Origin of the sequence: Bradyrhizobium manausense (genome assembly GCF_018131105.1) — a bacterium.
Taxonomy (GTDB): Bacteria; Pseudomonadota; Alphaproteobacteria; order Rhizobiales; family Xanthobacteraceae; genus Bradyrhizobium; species Bradyrhizobium manausense_B.
Map to the genome: position 1 here is coordinate 1,276,352 of NZ_JAFCJI010000002.1, position 16,730 is coordinate 1,293,081.

The window sequence follows — 16,730 nt, forward strand, 5'->3', positions numbered from 1 at the left end:
GCGCGTGATCGGGGCGCCGCGGCCGCCGGCTCCGGAACAAGCCCGGATTTGCCTCGTAACGGGGCTTTCACGGTCGCATCAGGACGTACGGTCCGGTTGAATTCGCGCGCCCGGAGTCCTATGCCTGTGCCCATGGACATCCAGATCATCACCGCCGAAAAGCCCCTGATGGCGCAGGCGCGCCCGCGCAAGCCGGCACCGTTCCTGCCCATGAGCCGCGCCGAGATGGACGCACTCGGCTGGGATGCCTGCGACATCGTGCTGGTGACAGGCGATGCCTATGTCGACCATCCAAGCTTCGGCATGGCGATCATCGGCCGCCTCCTCGAGGCGCAGGGTTTCCGGGTCGGCATCATCTCGCAGCCGGACTGGCAGTCGGCCGAGCCGTTCAAGGTGCTCGGCAAGCCAAAAGTGTTCTTCGGCGTCACCGGCGGCAACATGGATTCCATGGTGAACCGCTACACCGCGGACCGGCGCCTGCGCCATGACGACGCCTATACCGCCGGCGGCGAAGGCGGCAAGCGACCGGACCGCTGCACCGTCGTTTACGCGCAGCGCTGCCGGGAGGCCTTCAAGGACGTACCGATCGTGCTCGGCGGCATCGAGGCTTCGCTGCGCCGGATCGCGCATTACGATTATTGGTCGGACAAGGTACGCCGCTCGGTGCTCGCCGACGCCAAGGCCGACCTCCTGCTTTACGGCAATGCCGAGCGCGCCGTCGTCGAAGTCGCGCATCGTCTCGCCGCCGGGGAGGCGCCGCGCGAGCTCGACGACATAAGGGGCGTCGCGCTGTTCCGCCGCGTGCCCGAGGACTATGCCGAACTGCACGCCGACGATCTCGATTCCGCCGACGAGGGCGCGACGCGCCAGAAGGGCGCGACCGTGATCCGGCTGCCGGCGCTGGAGCAGGTCGAGCAGGACAAGGAAGCCTATGCACGCGCCTCACGCGTGCTGCACCGTGAGAGCAATCCCGGCAATGCGCGGCCGCTGGTGCAGCGCCACGGCGATCGCGATCTCTGGCTCAACCCGCCGCCGATCCCGCTGACCAGCGAGGAGATGGACGCGGTCTACGACCTGCCTTACGCGCGCGCCCCGCATCCCTCTTACGGCGAGGCAAAGATCCCCGCCTGGGACATGATCAAATTCTCGGTCACGATCATGCGCGGCTGCTTCGGCGGCTGCACCTTCTGCTCGATCACCGAGCACGAGGGCCGCATCATCCAGAACCGCTCGGAAGGCTCGATCCTGCGCGAGATCGAAAAGATCCGCGACAAGACGCCGGGCTTCACCGGCGTGATCTCCGACATCGGCGGCCCCACCGCCAACATGTACCGGATGGCGTGCAAGGACCCGAAGGTCGAGGCCGCGTGCCGCCGTCCTTCCTGCGTCTTCCCGGAGATCTGCCCGAACCTCAACACCTCGCATGACGACCTCATCAGGCTCTATCGCAAGGTGCGCGAGACCAAGGGCATCAAGAAGGTGATGGTCGCTTCAGGCGTGCGCTATGACCTCGCGGTCGAGAGCCCCGAATACATCAAGGAGCTCGTCACCCATCACGTCGGCGGCTACCTCAAGATCGCCCCTGAGCACACCGAGCGCGGCCCGCTCGACAAGATGATGAAGCCGGGCATCGGCGCCTACAACAAGTTCAAGCGCATGTTCGATGCGGCGGCCGAGCAGGCCGGCAAGAAATATTACCTGATCCCGTACTTCATCGCGGCGCATCCGGGCACGACCGACGAGGACATGATGAACCTCGCGCTGTGGCTCAAGAAGAACCGCTATCGCGCCGATCAGGTGCAGACCTTCCTGCCCTCGCCGATGGCAACCGCCACGGCGATGTACCACACCGGCGTCAACCCCTTGCGCGGCGTGCGCCGCGGCGGCAGCGACAAGGTCGAGGCGATCAAGGGCCTGCGCCAGCGCCGCCTGCACAAGGCGTTCCTGCGTTACCACGACCCCGACAATTGGCCGGTGCTGCGCGAGGCCCTGATCGGGATGGGCCGCCGCGACCTGATCGGCTCGCAGCCCCATCAGCTCGTCCCAGCGCACCAGCCGCCCGGCACCGGCAAGGCCGCCGGCACCAAGCGCCCGCTCCGCCCCGGCGGCAAGACGCATCGGTTTACGACCAAGGGCCTGCGGGTGATGAAGTAGCGGCGAGAGCGGACTCTCGCCTGGGGCTTTCGTGGCTTCGAAATTAAAGTCGAAAACAACCCCATGCACAGTAGCCGGAGTTAGCGGAGCGGGTCGTTCGCGCGAAGAATTTCTTTAAAACCGAAAATCACTTGCGGCGTCGGGCAAAACAGGTGTAGGTTGGCATCATCGCGTTTTGTCGGGTCTGACCCAGACCGCTATTTGGCCGGTGCTGGCCGAGGTCGGCTTATTGGTCCGGAGCCGACATCCCGGCGATCTTCACCTTATATCCCGACACCTATTTCGCGAGTGCCATCGAGAGATAGCCGAACACGGTGAGCAGAACTCCCGCCACCGCGTAACCGATCGGGAAGCCGACCCACGGCACCGAACTGTCGATCTCCTTGGCGGCCTCGCGCGCCGGGCCGGAGTGCGTCCGCGCCCCCGCCACACCGCCCATCAGCACCGCCGCGTTGATGTTCATCAGGTGATAGCCGATCGCCCATACGAGAATGGGCGGGATGGTGGTGGTGATGAAGCCTGCGATGAGAATCTTGAGCGTGATCGCACCGGTCAGCTGTGAGATCAGCGCCGCGCCCGAGTTGACTCCGACCATGGCGATGAAAAGGACAAGCCCGAGATCCTCGATGATGTTGCGGGCCGCGTTCGGCGTGTAGCCGATGAAGCGGATCCGTGACGCGATCGAGGACACGATGACGCCGGAAACCAGCAGGCCGGCACCCGCTCCCAGCGTGACCATCGAGCCCTGAACCCGGAAGCCGAGCAGGCCAATGAGAAAGCCGAGGATCATGCCGACAGACCACATCAGGAGGTCCGTCACGGTGCTCGGACGTGCAGCCTTGCCCAGCAGTGCTGCGGCATGGTCGACCGCGGACTTCACGCCGCCCACAAACAAGACGTCGAGGCGCTGCAGCTTGGTGTGGAGGCCGACCGGGATCGGCACGCCGCCGCGCTCGATCGAGTGAAGTGCGATTTGTCCGGCAAAGTCTGCCTTTTGCAGTTCGCCCAGTTCCTTGCCTTCCATATCCTTGTTCGTGACGAGGATTTCGGCAGAGTCGATCGGAATGTTGAGTGCCTTGGCATCGGGCACTTCCGGCCCGATCAAGCCCATTTTTTCCGTCATGACGTCGAGCCTGCCGCCCAGGGCGATCACGTCATCTTTCTGGAATTTGAGATCGTCCGGCGCGTCGAGGCGTTCATCGCCGCGCCTCACATTGAGCACCTTGTATTGGGGATACTTGTCCAGAAAGTGTCGCACGGACCAGCCGACGATATCGTCGTTTGTCAGCCTGTAGGCGCGCAGCGCAAGAGGACGGAAACCGGTCATCGCTGCGTCATCGACGTTCGGAACGCCGAATTCCTCTTCGTACTTTTTCGCCGCCGCCTTGGCGTCGACACGCCACCAGCGTGGCAGATATTTGCAGATCAGGATGATGCCGACGGTGCCCCAGATATAGGTGAGGCCATATGAAACCGCGATCATGCTGCTGACGCTCTCGGCCGTTTCGCCGGGACGAAGGGTGACAGCTCCCTGTCGCACGGCTTCTTCCGCCGAACCGAGGGCCGCCGACATCGTCATGGCGCCGGCCAGGATGCCGCCGGCTGCACCGGTCGGCAGGTCCCAGAGCTTTGCAAAACCGCTTGCGCCGAGCACGCCGAGCACGGAGCAGAAGACCGCAAGAATGGCGAACTTCAGTCCGTCGCCCTTCAGGCTGTTGACGAACGATGGCCCGGTCCTGAGCCCAACGCCGTACATGAAGAGGTAGTAGAACAGCGACTTCGCGAAGTCGTCGTACTTCATCTTGATGCCGTAGAGTGACGCCCAGGCCGAGATTGCCGCGCCGACGACGATGGCGGAAGCCACCATGCCCAGACTGTAGCCGGCGAGAGTGACCTTACCGAGCAGCACGGCCCCGGCCACAACGACGAACAGCAAAATGTACGGATGCGCCGCCAACCAGCTGAGAACCTGCTCCACGGCCCATCTCCCTCTCGATTGATTCTGCAATCGTCGCGCTTGGCACGGGGACGCCTTGGCAGCGTCTTCTTCATGCGCGTGCGTCACGCCGCGTGGTTGAGATCGAGGTTCTGCGGACCAATAGCTCTCAAGTCTTGATCTCAATCAAAGCTCTACGATTTTGATCGCGGAGCTTGAGGGCTGTGACAGGGGATTGCGCTGCGGCGCAGCACAAGCGGGCGGCATCATCCCGCTGATTGCGCGCATGCTCGACTTTCTCGAATAGCGTCCGAGGGCACCGCGTTGGCTGGGCAGCGATGGAAACATTCGCCGATCTACTGCGAAAGCATCCGGAGTTGGCGCTCTTCCTGAGCGTCGTATTCGGGTATCTGATTGGACGATTTCATTTCAAGGGGGTCGGCTTCGGCAACGTCGTCGGCACCCTGATTGCCGGAATCATCATCGGCATTTTTGCCAAGCCGGCTTTGCCCGACCTGCTTCGCTGGACGTTCTTCTATTTGTTTCTGTTCGCCATCGGCTATTCGATCGGACCGCAATTCTTCGGCGGCTTGAAGCGGGATACGTTGCCGCAAGTGGCACTTGCGCTCGTGGTGACGGTGACCGGTCTCGTAACGGCAGTCGCAGTGAGCCTCCTGTTCGGGTTCGATGAAGGAACGGCGCTCGGCCTGCTCACCGGCGGGTTGACGACCTCGGCGGCGCTCGGGACAGGCATCAGCGCGCTCAACGGATTGCCCATCCCGGCCGAGCTCAAGGCGACCCTGATTGCCAATGCGCCGCTTGCGGATGCCATTACTTACGGTTTTGGCGACGTCGGATTGATCCTGTTCCTGACTGTGGTCGGTCCGTGGCTGATGCGCATCGACCTGAAGAGCGAGGCCAAGGCGCTCGAAGGAAAACTAGCCGCCGGCGGAAACAAAGGGGAGCTGCTATCCAGCAGATTCTTCGGGATCCGCGGCTATCGGGTTTCCAGGCCTGGCGATCTCGCCCTGACGGTGCGCGCGCTGGAGGAGAGGTACTCGAAAGAGCGACTAGCCGTGCAGCGCGTCAAGCGTGAAGCCCAACTCCTGCGGATCGAGCCGGATCTGTCGATCCGCCCGGGCGATGCGATCGTCATCGCCGCCCGGGTCGGTGCCTTCTCCGGCGTGATGGATACGATCGGGCCCGAGATTGCCGACGATCCTGAGTTGTTGTCCGTGCCGCAGACCGGGGCATCGATCGTCGTGACCCGCACTGCGGCCGGCGGCAAGACCCTCGCAGAACTCGGCGGCGCTCCGTTCACCCGGGGCATCTACCTGGAGTCCATCCAGCGAGGACACGAAGTGCTGCCTCGGGAGTCCTGGACAGTGATCCAGCGCGGCGATGTCCTGCGGATCGTGGGAACGCCTGATGACGTCGAACGTGCGGCGGCTCATATCGGCTTCATGGAGCGTGATCTCGACAAGACCGATCTCGCGTTCATTGCCGGCGGCATCTCGCTCGGTATCTTGCTCGGGCTGCCCAAACTGGTCGTCTATGGCGTGCCCGTAGGGTTGGGTCTGGCCGGAGCGATCCTGCTGGTCGGATTGGCCGCTGGCTGGGCCCGTGGACGTTATCCCGTCTTCGGTGCGATTCCGCAGTCCGCGCAGCGGCTGCTCGCCGATCTCGGGCTTGTCGTATTCATTGCCGGTATCGGCCTGACGTCCGGCCCGCACGCGGTGGAAGCGCTCCACCAACACGGTGCGGGTCATTTCGCCAGCATCTTTTTTGCCGGCATGATCGTCACGCTCGTTCCTCCGTTCGTCGGCCTCTACGTTGCGCGGCTGATGGGGATGAATCCGATCATGATCCTGGGTGGCATCGCGGGCGCCCAAACCGTTCCGCCGGCGCTCACCGCATTGCGCGAAGCGAGCGGGAGCAACGTTGCTGCACTCGCCTACACGGTCCCTTACGCCATTGGCTACATCGTCATCACAATGTGGGGCGCGGTGATCGTCGCGATCATGCACACTCTTCGTTGATAAAACGCCGCCGCCCGCGCGCAGACTGGAGGAATGCCATGAAGAAGCCGAGCAAGACTGCGACCTCGTCAGGATATTTGTTCAATGATTCCCACATCCACCTGACCAATTACATTCAGGAAGGACCCGCGATCCGCGACTATCTGAAAATGATGGGTCCGACGATCAAGCGTTCGGTCCTGTTCGGGCTCCCGCTTCAGCAAACCTGGTCCTACATGGAGTCAGGAGACATTCCGCCCGCGTACTACATGCAGGCCGATGCGCCGCTCTATTATTACTCGTTCACCGATGCGCAGATCGCCATGTCGTAGCTTTCGCTCAAGGAAGACGAGCGCGCGCGGTTCGATCCGATGATAAGCGGATTCAATCCGGCCGACATGTATGGCGTTGATCACATTCGCCGTGTTCTGACGACATTTCCAGGCGTGTTCTGCGGCATCGGCGAGTTTTCAGTCTACAAGGAGTTCGTATCGTCGAAGATCGCCGGCGAAAAGGCCAGCCTTACAAATCCGGCGCTCGACCGGATCCTCGAATTCGCGGGCGAGGTCGGATTGATCGCATTGCTCCATACCGACATCGAACGTCCCTTTCCAAAGATGGATCAGCCGCCGCACCTGGCCTTGCAGACAAAGGAGTTGTTCCTGAGGCATCGAAAGACCAAGATCATCTGGGCGCACATCGGACTCGGGCGCGTCGTTCGCCCGCTTGTGCAGCAGGCCGACGCCATTGCACGCGCGCTGAAAAACCCTGACCTCGATCACGTCTACTACGACATCTCCTGGGACGAGGTGTCGAAATACGCGACCGAGTCCGAGGAGAGCGCGAAACGTGTCTCGACCATCATCAATCGTCATGCGGACCGCTTCCTTTTCGGGACCGACTGCGTCGCGCCAAAGAATCGGCAAGCCATGGTCAAAGTGTTCGAAGGCTACGAGAAGATCTGGAAACGTCTGACCCCGGAAGCGAGGCGGATGGTTTGCTTTGAGAACCACGAGCGGCTGTTTGACCAGGCGAAGAAAGATGTCCGGGCCTGGGAGAAGGCCAATCTTGGAGCTGGCTGAACTCATCAAAATTGGCGCATCGCTCAGGCGTGCATAGTCGAAGCTTCGCTTCGATGTTCTTAGGAGACGACCGCCAAGAGCGGCCTATGCTCTCCCGCAAGCGGCAGAGGCCGAACAAACCCGCAGACAATCCTCGTGAAATCCATATGCGATTGCCCTGCCCCCTCACCGGTCCATTGGCACCCCGGCCCCGCGATGATACCGGCTGGAGAAGAACACCAGTGGTATCGTGTCGCGATGGTCGCAGTTCGAGACTTCGGCAATGATCAGCGTGTGGTCGCTGACATCGATTTGACGTGTGACCTCGCAGGCGAACCAGGCCATGCACCCCTGAAGGCGCGGCAGGCCGTCGACGATCTCGTAGTCCGGAGCGGCCCCGCTGTTCGGCTGGCTCGCGAAATGGCGCGAGAGGTCGCGGCCGTGGTCCGGCAGGACGTTGACGCAGTAGCGACCGGTCGCCGAGATCGCCCGGTGCATTCGTCCGGGCATGACCGAGACCAGCACCGTCGGTGGCGACAGGCTGACGGTGACGAAACTGTTCGCCGTCATGCCGCAGACGTGACCGTGCTCGTCCAGCGCGGTCAGCACCGCGACGCCGGTCGCAAAGCGGGAGGCCGCTTCGCGGAATGACGCCGGGTTGGCCCGCGGCATCTCAGTCTCTGCTCGCATCTGAAATCACGCAATCGCCCTGACCGGCTCTGATGGCACCGACATGCGCTCGATCCAGGCCTGGATTCGCTGCGGCGTCGAGATGCGATCCCACTGGCGATCGGGGTAGTTGAAGTTCTCGGTGAACTCGTTGGCGAGCGCCGGATTCTGGCTCATCGCGCCGATCAGCATGCCCAGCGCCTCCGAGGGCGGCTGCAGCATCACGTTGGTCCACCGCGAGGCCGCCAGCACGCGATCCTGCCGCTTCAGATCGATCGTCTCGCACAAGCGCGCGTCGAGCGCATCGGCTTTGACGATCTCCTCACCGAGCACGAAGGCCGCATAGGAGGCGACATTGGCGCCCTGCCCCATCATGGGATCGACGATGGCGTGGACGTCACCGAGCGCGATGGCGCATTTGCCGTCGTCGAACGCGACCACGGTGTTGCGCACGGTCGGAACCACGCCGCCTTGCAGCAGATCCTGCGGCTGCGCGAGATCGAACCGCGCGATGTCGATGCGGTCGTAGGTGGTCGGGTGGTGCTTCTCCAGCTTGCCCAGCAACACCCTCAGGAAGTGCTTCGGGTTGTCGTCATAGCTGAGCGTCGCCAGTTCCTCCATGTCGCCGCCCGGCACGTTCTCCATCAGCAACGCGTTGGCGATGCCGCCGAAGGTGATGGTGGGGATCACGATCATCTCGCCATGGCCAGGCGAGACCGAGAGCGTGACATTCATCGGATCGGGCTGCCGTACGCCGGTGTAAAGCCCGACGCACAGCCGCCGTTGCGGCTGCGAATAGGGCGAGTGCTCCGGACGGTAAGTGAAGAGCTGGCCGAGCGGCCCCTTGCCGGTCGACACGACCAGGAGATCGAAACGCGCGACCAGCGGACGGATGTCGCGCTCCTCGATACGCCGGTACTCGATCTTGCCGCCGCGATTGACGAAGTCGTTCATCAACGCGGGGAGATAGATCCGGTAGTCGACGGCGCGGCTCGCCTTGGAGAAATCACCGCGAAAGCTCAGCGGCTGCGGAAAATTGAAGACATGGTCGTGGTAGTAATAATGATCGTTCGGATCGGTCCAGTGATTGACGCCGAGATAGTCCTCGCGCGCGATCGTCACGTGGTGATGCGCGACGGTGTTGAGGAGCCGGATGTCGCGGTACTCCTCCGGCGGCCGGTCGGTGATGACGGTGGCGTCCACGCCATGCTTCTGCAGGTAGAGCGCGAGATGCAGCCCGGCTATCCCGGCGCCGACAATTCCGATGTTGCGTGCCACGGTCGTCTCCCCCTGTTTTCCCTGATGGCGTGTTTTGAGGAAGCCTAGCGGCACGCCGGATTGCGCACTACGGAATAAATAGGATATAATTTATTCCAAACGGGAATGAACGATGGACCGGATCGATTGCCTGCGTGCTTTCGTTCGCACCCTCGAGGGCGGCAGCTTCTCGGCTGCTGCGAAAGAGCTTGGCATCGGCCAACCCGCGATCAGCAAGCGCATCGCCACGCTGGAGAGCGAATTCGGCGCGCAGCTGTTTTCGCGGACGACACGAACGCTGAAACCGACGGCCGAGGCGCATCGCATCTATGATCTCGCGCGGCAGATCCTCGACAGTTTCGACATGGCGCGGGCGAGTGCGGTGGAAGCGGCGCCCCGCCCCACCGGCACACTGAGGATCGGCGTTCCCTCGTCATTCGGGCGCCGCTACATGATGCCGATCATCGCCGAATATGTGCGGAATTATCCGGAGGTGCGGGTCGACATCCGCTTCAGCGAACGGTTCGTCAATCTGGTGGAGGAAGGCATCGAACTGGCGCTGCGGATTGGCAATCTGGAGGCGAGCACGCTGGTCGCGCGCCGGCTCGGCACCGTGCAGCGCCATCTGGTCGCGACACCCACTTATCTGCACGGCCGGCCGATGCCGCGCACGCCGGACGATCTCGGCTCGCACCAGTGCATCGTCTATTCCAGGATGTCGCCGGCACACCAATGGGCCTTCGAATCCGAGCACGGCCGTCATGTCGCATCCATCAACGGCCCGATTCACGTCGACGATGCCGATGCGATGCAGGAGGCGACGATGCAGCATCTCGGCATCGCCATCCTGCCTGACTGGAATGCCGCGGACGGCCTGCGCAGCGGCGAGCTCGAGCATGTGCTTCCGGACTACAGTATCGCCGCATTGCCCCTGCATGCGGTCTATCCAGAGACGCATTGGATGTCGCTGCGCGCGCGAAGCTTTCTGGATCTGCTGGTCGAACGCGCCGGGCATTTCGTGCTGCCGTCATCGCATACCCAGGCCGCCGGGGCCGGCGGTTGACGCCCTCCCTTCCATCATTAAATGACGCCCATGAAAAAGATCGGATTCCTGTCCTTCGGACACTGGACGCCCTCGCCGCAATCGCAGACGCGTTCGGCGGCGGACACGCTCCTGCAGTCGATCGAGCTCGCCGTCGCGGCCGAGCAGCTCGGCGCGGACGGTGCCTATTTCCGCGTCCATCATTTCGCGCGGCAGCTGGCGTCGCCCTTCCCGCTGCTTGCCGCGGTCGGCGCCAAGACGAGCAAGATCGAGATCGGCACGGCCGTGATCGACATGCGTTACGAAAACCCGCTCTACATGGTGGAGGACGCAAGCTCTGCCGATCTCATCGCCGGCGGCCGGCTCCAGCTCGGCATCAGCCGCGGCTCGCCGGAGCAGGTGATCGATGGCTGGCGCTATTTCGGCTATCGCCCGGCCGAGGGCCAGAGCGACGCCGACATGGGGCGCCGCCACGCCGAAGTCTTTCTCGACCTGCTGCGCGGCGAAGGATTTGCGGAGCCCAATCCGCAACCGATGTTTCCCAATCCGCCCGGGCTGTTGCGTCTGGAGCCCGTCGCCACAGGCCTGCGCGAACGCATCTGGTGGGGCGCCGGCTCGAACGCGACCGCGGTGTGGGCCGCGCAACTCGGCATGAATTTGCAGAGCTCGACGCTGAAGAACGATGAGACCGGCGAAGCCTTTCACGTGCAGCAAGCCGCGCAGATCCGAGCCTATCGCGCGGCGTGGACGGAAGCCGGCCATACAGGCACGCCGCGCGTCTCCGTCAGCCGCAGCATCTTCGCGCTGATGGACGATCGCGACCGCGCCTATTTCGGCAGCGAGCGCGGCGGCGAGGACCAGATCGGCTTCATCGATCCCCGCACCCGCGCGATCTTCGGCCGGAGTTATGCCGCGGAGCCGGATGCGCTGATCGCGCAGCTCAAGCAGGACGAGGCGATCGCCGAGGCCGACACGCTGCTGCTGACGATCCCCAACCAGCTCGGTGTGGATTATTGCGCGCACGCGATCGAGGCGATCCTGAAGCACGTCGCGCCGGCGCTGGGGTGGCGGTGAGACGAACAGCGACATGCTCCAGGCAAGACAATCGCACATGGCATTTCGAGCGACCTGAGCGCGCGCCTCGTCCTTCGAGACGACCGCTTCGCGGTCTCCTCAGGATGAGGCTAAGCAGCTGCGGCGCGGCTTGAAACGAATGCAGCGCACTCCCTCCTCATCCTGAGGAGCCCGCCGAAAGCGGGCGTCTCGAAGGATGGTCGCTGGCAAGCTTCGCGCCACGCCCTTATCACGTGAGATAAGAGCCCCTCACCCCGCCTTCACGCTCGCATCGATCAGCAGCTTCGCCGCCGCGAGCGCCGATTGCGCGGGGCCGTCTTCGGACTGCTGACCGGTGACGTAGATGCCTTCGATCAGCAGCAGCAGCGCATCGCCGAGAACGTTCGGCTGCCGCGCGCCCATTTGGGCGGCGAGTTCGCGCAGGCGCTTGCGGAAGACCTTCTTGTGGGCTTCGGCAACCTGACGCGCGGGATTGTCGCGCGAGGGATATTCCACCGCGGCGTTGCTGAGGCCGCAGCCGCGATAGCCTTTGCTCACGGCGCGCGAGGAGAGCTGGCCGATATAGGCGAGCACATGATCGCGCGCGTTGCCGTAGGCCTTGCCGCCGTGTCGCTCGAAATTGTCCCAGAAGTTCAGATCGTAGTCGCGCAAATAGGCGGCGGCGAGATCGTCCTTGGAGGCGAAGCTGCGATAGAGGCTGGGTTTTGTCACCCCGGCCCGATCCACGACTTCGTCGACGCCGACGGCCCGGATGCCTTCGCGGTAGAACAACTCGCTGGCGGAGGCGCGTATGCGGTCGGCGGCCCGAAGCGGGGCTGCGGCGGGTTTTTCAACTTTTCGCGGCATCTGGCCTGGTCCGGTTTTCGGCATGACTCGTGTCCGGGCTTGACAATGTTACTGACCGGTACGTATTAGTACCGCATCGCAATACGTACCGGTAAGTAACATGCCACCAGCCTCCGTTCAATCCTCCCCCGTCTCGCGGCGGCCGTTCGGCCCGAAATACGCCTTCGTGGTCATCGCCGTGATCTTCCTGGCGCTGCTGGCCTCCGCCGGCCTGCGCGCGACGCCGGGCGTGCTGATGCTGCCGCTGCAGAAAGCCTTTGGCTGGGACGTCAGCGTGATCTCGTCGTCAGCGGCCGTCGGCATCTTTCTTTACGGCCTCGCTGGTCCGTTCGCCGCAGCCGTGATGCAGCGCTTCGGCATCCGCCGCACCGTGCTGGGCGCACTGATGCTGATGTCGGTCTCGACGGCCGCGAGCTACTTCATGACCGCGCCATGGCAATTGTTCCTGACCTGGGGACTGCTCTCCGGCATCGGCTCGGGCGCGGTCGCCAACGTGCTCGGCGCCACCATCGTCAATCGCTGGTTCACGACCAATCGCGGCCTCGTCATGGGACTGCTGACGGCAAGCACCGCCACCGGCACGCTCATCTTCATGCCGGGCCTCGCTTCGCTGGTCGAATGGGGCGGCTGGCAGCCCGTGGTGCTGACGGTGGCCGCATGCTGCGCGGCCCTGATTCCGCTGATCTATTTTCTGGTGCCCGAACGGCCCGCTGCGATCGGCCTGCGCTCCTATGGCAGTCCGCATGAGGACCTGCCGGCAGCACCCGCGCTGGGAAATCCGTTCGTCGCCGCGATCAGCAACCTCGTGCGCGCGGCCAAGGTGCCGACGTTCTGGTTCCTGTTCGCGACCTTCTTCATCTGCGGCTTCACCACCAACGGCCTCGTCGGGACGCATCTGATCGCGTTCTGCGGCGACCACGGCATCTTCGAGGTGCAGGCCGCGAGCCTGCTGGCGCTGATGGGATTCTTCGACCTGTTCGGCACCACGCTGTCGGGCTGGCTCACCGACCGTTTCGATCCACGCAAGCTGCTGTTCTTCTATTATGGCCTGCGCGGGCTGTCGCTGATCTACCTGCCCTACTCCGACTTCTCCTTCGTCAGCCTGTCGGTCTTCGCCGTGTTCTACGGCCTCGACTGGATCGCGACCGTGCCGCCGACCGTGCGCATCGCCAATGAAGCGTTCGGCGACAAGAACGCGCCGCTGATCTTCGGCTGGGTGGTGGCCGGCCACCAGCTCGGTGCTGCCAGCGCCGCATTCTTCGCCGGCTTCATGCGGTCGTCGCAAGGCGATTACATGCAAGCCTTCATGATCGCGGGCGCAACCGGCATCGTCGCGGCCGTGCTGTCGCTGATGATCGGCCGGCGGCCGGTGCAGCCGCAGCTCGCCACGGCGTAAGCGCGCGCCTGTCTCCGCAAGCAAACGCCACGACCTCCCGCCATTCTACCGGAGGTCGTGGTTGACTTCAGCCACTACCCTGACAATGATGCCGTGGGGACATCGGAAGATCAGGGGCTGGAATGCGTGGTGGGGTTCTGGGGATTTTTGTCGTCGCTGCGTTTCTTTCCGGGTGTGCATCGGGTCCAGCGGGCAACGTTGCCCTGACTGATAACGTCAAGCCAAGCGGCTCGCGCCTCGTCATCTATCGTTCGTCGGCGCTCGGATTTGCCGTCATGCCCAACTACGCCGTCGACGGGCGCGTGATTGGCGGCAGTCAGGCCGCCGGGTTCCTGTCGTGCGATCTGCCTCCGGGCCGTCACGAGGTTGCCGTCAACAATCTGCCGCTGAGCACCAATCTGTTCGGGCAGGGAAGCGAGAAGGTCAGCATCGACCTGCGCGCCGGCAGCACCACCTACCTGTCCGCCCAACCGCAGATGGGAATCATAACGCCCGGCGCGATCACCCTGGTCCAGGTCACGGAAGGGGCCGCTCCGACGTCGCCGGCCTGCATCAGAGCCCGGGATCATGCGGCGCGTGATCCTGGCCGCTTCGCAGCCACAGCGCGGATGAATCGACCTGCTGATCTCACGTCTCGATCGCTGCACAGCGATCGCAGCGTCAGCGCTCTGAATATTGATTTCGTTAAGGAAATTTGAAATACTGTTGCCACGACGCGGGCGGTTCGAAGGCACGCGCAGGAGCTGAGAGTTCGCGTTGCGTCCAGCTCCATCTCAATCAACCGAAACAATTTGTGGCGGTCCCGGCGGATGAGCGATTCCCTTCTTGCAACGGTCGGTGACCATTTCTTCATTGGCCTGAAGCCGACCAGCGTTCTCGATGACCGCGATCGCGCGCTGCTGCGAGATCTCAAGCCCGCAGGCGTCATCCTCTACAAGAGCAATTTTCGCCACGACTTGCCCTATCGGGACTGGCTGTCTGTTCACCGGGATCTGATCGCCGCGATCCGCGATGCTTCCCAGCGCGAGAAGCAATTCATCGCCATCGACCATGAGGGCGGACGCGTGTGCCGCACGCCGGCGCCGATCACGCGCTTCTCCTATGCGGCGCGCTGGGCCGGAACCGCGGAACAGGTCGGCGATGCCATGGGCGTCGAGCTCGCCTCGCTCGGCTGCAATCTGAACTTTGCGCCTGATCTCGACATTCACAGCAACCCTGCCAATCCCGTGATCGGCGAGCGCGCCTTCGGCCGCACGGCTGACGACGTGATCAAGTCGATGCTGCCGTTCACCAGGGCGATGGAGCGCCGTGGCGTCCGGGCCTGTGGCAAGCATTTTCCGGGACATGGCGACACGCAGGTCGATTCGCATCACGAGCTGCCGGTGCTCGATCTCGATCTCGACCAGATCAAGGCGCGCGAGCTAAGGCCGTTTGCCGCCGCGATCGATGGCGGCATCGAGATGATGATGACGTCGCACATTCTGTACCGAAAGCTCGACCCGAACGATCCCGTCACCCTGTCGCGCCCGATCACGCAAGGGCTGCTGCGCGAGGCGATGAATTTCCGCGGCGTGATCGTGTCGGACGACGTCGGCATGCGCGCGATGGCCGGGCGGCTCGACGCGCCTGACGCCGGCGCGCGCTTCATGGCAGCCGGCAACGACATGCTGATGATCTGCTCGGCTCTGACCGACACCGAGCGTGCCCGAACCCTGGCGCAGTCGATCATCAACGGCGTGGACTCCGGCAAGCTCGATCCGGCGGTGCTGAAGGCCTCAAGCCAGCGCGTCCACGCGATGCTTGAGGGCACTGCCCAAAACGCGGTGTCGGAGCTGCCCGCCGAAATCCTCGCACGCCACCGCAGCGCCGGCACCCAGTTCGACGCGGCGACCGTCGAAGTCGTGTAGGGCCGCTCCGGGCCGATCCAGCAAAATCCATCGCAAGGCGGACGTTCAGCAACGCCGGCGCCGTTGATCTCGATATGCTACACGTGCTAATGTTACAATCAGTAGCATATAGCCGTGACGGGTTTGAACGTGAAACGCGCAGCAAAACTCCTCATCTGTGCGCTGGTCGTGCTGCCCGCATTCTATGCGGCCTATCATTTCAGGAATGACATCAAGAATACCAAGCTGCCGTTCGCGCTGCCCTTCATGCAGGCGGCCGAAGCGGAGCGCGGTGTCGCCGCTGCAGCTCCGCCAAGGCCGCCGGTCGCGGTGAAGGTCGCCGCCGCGAAGGCGGAGGACGTGCCGATCTATCTGACCGGCATCGGCACCATCCAGGCCTACAACACCGTCAACGTGCAGAGCCGCGTCGACGGCGAGATCGTCCAGATCCTTTTCCAGGAAGGGCAGGACGTCAAACAAGGCGACGTCCTCGCGGTGATCGATCCGCGCCCGTTCCAGGCCCAGCTCGATCAGCAGGTCGCGGTGCGGCAGAAGGACCAGGCGCTGCTCGACGGCGCCCAGATCGACATGGAGCGCTACGACGCGCTGATCCAGAAGGCCGCCGCGATCTCCCGGCAGGTCGTGGACCAGCAACACGCGCTGGTCGAGCAGTACAAGGCGCAAGTCCGAAACGACGACGCGCAGATCGAATATGCGCGCACGCAGCTCGGCTTCACCAATATCCGCGCGCCGCTCAGCGGACGTCTCGGCATCCGCCAGGTCGACCAGGGCAACTACGTGCGCGCGGTGTCGCCGACGACGATCGTCACCGTCACGCAATTACAGCCGATCTCGGTGATCTACACCCTCGCCGCGGTCGCCGTCGGCCAGACCCGGCTCAGCCTCGGCCAGGCCGAGGCGCCCGTCGTCGCGCTCACCGCCGACAATACGACCGAGCTCGACAAGGGCACGATCACGCTGGTCGACAACCAGGTCGATCAGGCCAGCGGCACGATCAAGCTGAAGGCGATGTTTCCGAACAAGGCGCTGAAGCTCTGGCCGGGCAATTTCGCCAACGGGCGCATCACGGTGGACACGCGCAAGAACGCGATCACGGCGCCGGCGATCGCCGTACGGCACGGGCCGCGCGGCGATTTCGTCTGGATCGCGAAGGCGGACGACACCGCGGCCTTCCGCCCCGTCACGGTCGGACAGATCTTCGACGGACGCGCACTGATCGACAAGGGCCTCGCCAGGGGCGAGCGCGTCGTCACCGACGGTTATTACCGGTTGGAGAACGGCGCCCGCATCACCATCGAGGGCGCGACGCCGACGGCCAAGGCGCAGCCCACCACCCAGCCGCGCTCCGAGCCGCGCGTTGACTGAGGTCC

The 16,730-nt window shown here is 63.8% G+C and carries 14 protein-coding genes; 10 read left to right on the plus strand and 4 right to left on the minus strand.

Translation table 11 applies throughout. The features are described from left to right. Positions 1-132: 132 nt before the first annotated feature. The gene (locus JQ631_RS26365) at positions 133-2,154 is read left to right on the plus strand and encodes a YgiQ family radical SAM protein (protein ID WP_212331613.1); all 2,022 of its coding nucleotides are present in this window, start codon (positions 133-135) and stop codon (positions 2,152-2,154) included. Between the two features lie 277 nt (positions 2,155-2,431). On the opposite strand, the gene JQ631_RS26370 is transcribed toward JQ631_RS26365, so the two are convergent. Continuing rightward, the gene (locus JQ631_RS26370; RefSeq protein ID WP_212331275.1) at positions 2,432-4,132 is read right to left on the minus strand and encodes an aspartate:alanine exchanger family transporter; all 1,701 of its coding nucleotides are present in this window, start codon (positions 4,130-4,132) and stop codon (positions 2,432-2,434) included. Between the two features lie 296 nt (positions 4,133-4,428). On the opposite strand from JQ631_RS26370, the gene JQ631_RS26375 reads away from it, so the two are divergent. Genes JQ631_RS26375 through JQ631_RS26385 form a run of 3 tightly spaced genes read left to right on the plus strand, consistent with a single transcriptional unit; the run spans position 4,429 to position 7,190 of the window. Further along, a complete protein-coding gene (locus tag JQ631_RS26375) occupies positions 4,429-6,129 on the plus strand; it encodes an aspartate:alanine exchanger family transporter (RefSeq protein WP_212331277.1) in 1,701 nt (566 codons plus the stop codon). Positions 6,130-6,167: 38 nt separating this feature from the next. Continuing rightward, complete coding sequence (locus JQ631_RS26380; RefSeq protein ID WP_212331280.1) at positions 6,168-6,440, plus strand: hypothetical protein; 273 nt, start codon at positions 6,168-6,170, stop codon at positions 6,438-6,440. 39 nt (positions 6,441-6,479) lie between these two features. Beyond that, positions 6,480-7,190 carry an amidohydrolase family protein gene (locus JQ631_RS26385; RefSeq protein ID WP_212331283.1) on the plus strand — a complete coding sequence of 237 codons (711 nt, stop codon included), beginning with the start codon at positions 6,480-6,482 and terminating at the stop codon, positions 7,188-7,190. A 165-nt stretch (positions 7,191-7,355) separates the two neighbouring features. On the opposite strand, the gene styB is transcribed toward JQ631_RS26385, so the two are convergent. Both styB and styA read right to left on the minus strand, forming a co-directional pair. After that, positions 7,356-7,859 carry a styrene monooxygenase NADH-dependent flavin reductase subunit StyB gene (gene styB, locus JQ631_RS26390; RefSeq protein WP_249160929.1) on the minus strand — a complete coding sequence of 168 codons (504 nt, stop codon included), beginning with the start codon at positions 7,857-7,859 and terminating at the stop codon, positions 7,356-7,358. A 6-nt stretch (positions 7,860-7,865) separates the two neighbouring features. Further along, positions 7,866-9,116 carry a styrene monooxygenase subunit StyA gene (gene styA, locus JQ631_RS26395; RefSeq protein ID WP_212331285.1) on the minus strand — a complete coding sequence of 417 codons (1,251 nt, stop codon included), beginning with the start codon at positions 9,114-9,116 and terminating at the stop codon, positions 7,866-7,868. Positions 9,117-9,228: 112 nt separating this feature from the next. Between styA and JQ631_RS26400 the strand changes: the two genes are divergently transcribed. Both JQ631_RS26400 and JQ631_RS26405 read left to right on the plus strand, forming a co-directional pair. Further along, positions 9,229-10,158: a LysR family transcriptional regulator gene (locus JQ631_RS26400; RefSeq protein ID WP_212331287.1), complete on the plus strand. Its 930-nt coding sequence runs from the start codon at positions 9,229-9,231 to the stop codon at positions 10,156-10,158. 30 nt (positions 10,159-10,188) lie between these two features. Next, positions 10,189-11,211, plus strand: coding sequence for an LLM class flavin-dependent oxidoreductase (locus JQ631_RS26405; protein ID WP_212331289.1), 1,023 nt, complete (start codon positions 10,189-10,191; stop codon positions 11,209-11,211). Between the two features lie 249 nt (positions 11,212-11,460). Here JQ631_RS26405 and JQ631_RS26410 read toward each other — a convergent pair whose 3' ends face one another. Beyond that, positions 11,461-12,057 (minus strand): TetR/AcrR family transcriptional regulator, encoded by a 597-nt coding sequence (locus JQ631_RS26410; RefSeq protein ID WP_212331291.1) that lies wholly within the window; start codon positions 12,055-12,057, stop codon positions 11,461-11,463. Between the two features lie 100 nt (positions 12,058-12,157). Between JQ631_RS26410 and JQ631_RS26415 the strand changes: the two genes are divergently transcribed. From JQ631_RS26415 to JQ631_RS26430, 4 genes are all read left to right on the plus strand, one after another. After that, positions 12,158-13,453, plus strand: coding sequence for an MFS transporter (locus tag JQ631_RS26415; RefSeq protein WP_212331293.1), 1,296 nt, complete (start codon positions 12,158-12,160; stop codon positions 13,451-13,453). Positions 13,454-13,575: 122 nt separating this feature from the next. Then, positions 13,576-14,151 (plus strand): DUF2846 domain-containing protein, encoded by a 576-nt coding sequence (locus JQ631_RS26420; RefSeq protein WP_249160931.1) that lies wholly within the window; start codon positions 13,576-13,578, stop codon positions 14,149-14,151. Positions 14,152-14,262: 111 nt separating this feature from the next. Then, positions 14,263-15,360, plus strand: coding sequence for a glycoside hydrolase family 3 N-terminal domain-containing protein (locus JQ631_RS26425; RefSeq protein ID WP_212331294.1), 1,098 nt, complete (start codon positions 14,263-14,265; stop codon positions 15,358-15,360). Between the two features lie 114 nt (positions 15,361-15,474). Then, a complete protein-coding gene (locus JQ631_RS26430) occupies positions 15,475-16,725 on the plus strand; it encodes an efflux RND transporter periplasmic adaptor subunit (RefSeq protein ID WP_212331295.1) in 1,251 nt (416 codons plus the stop codon). The last annotated feature ends 5 nt before the right edge of the window (positions 16,726-16,730 follow it).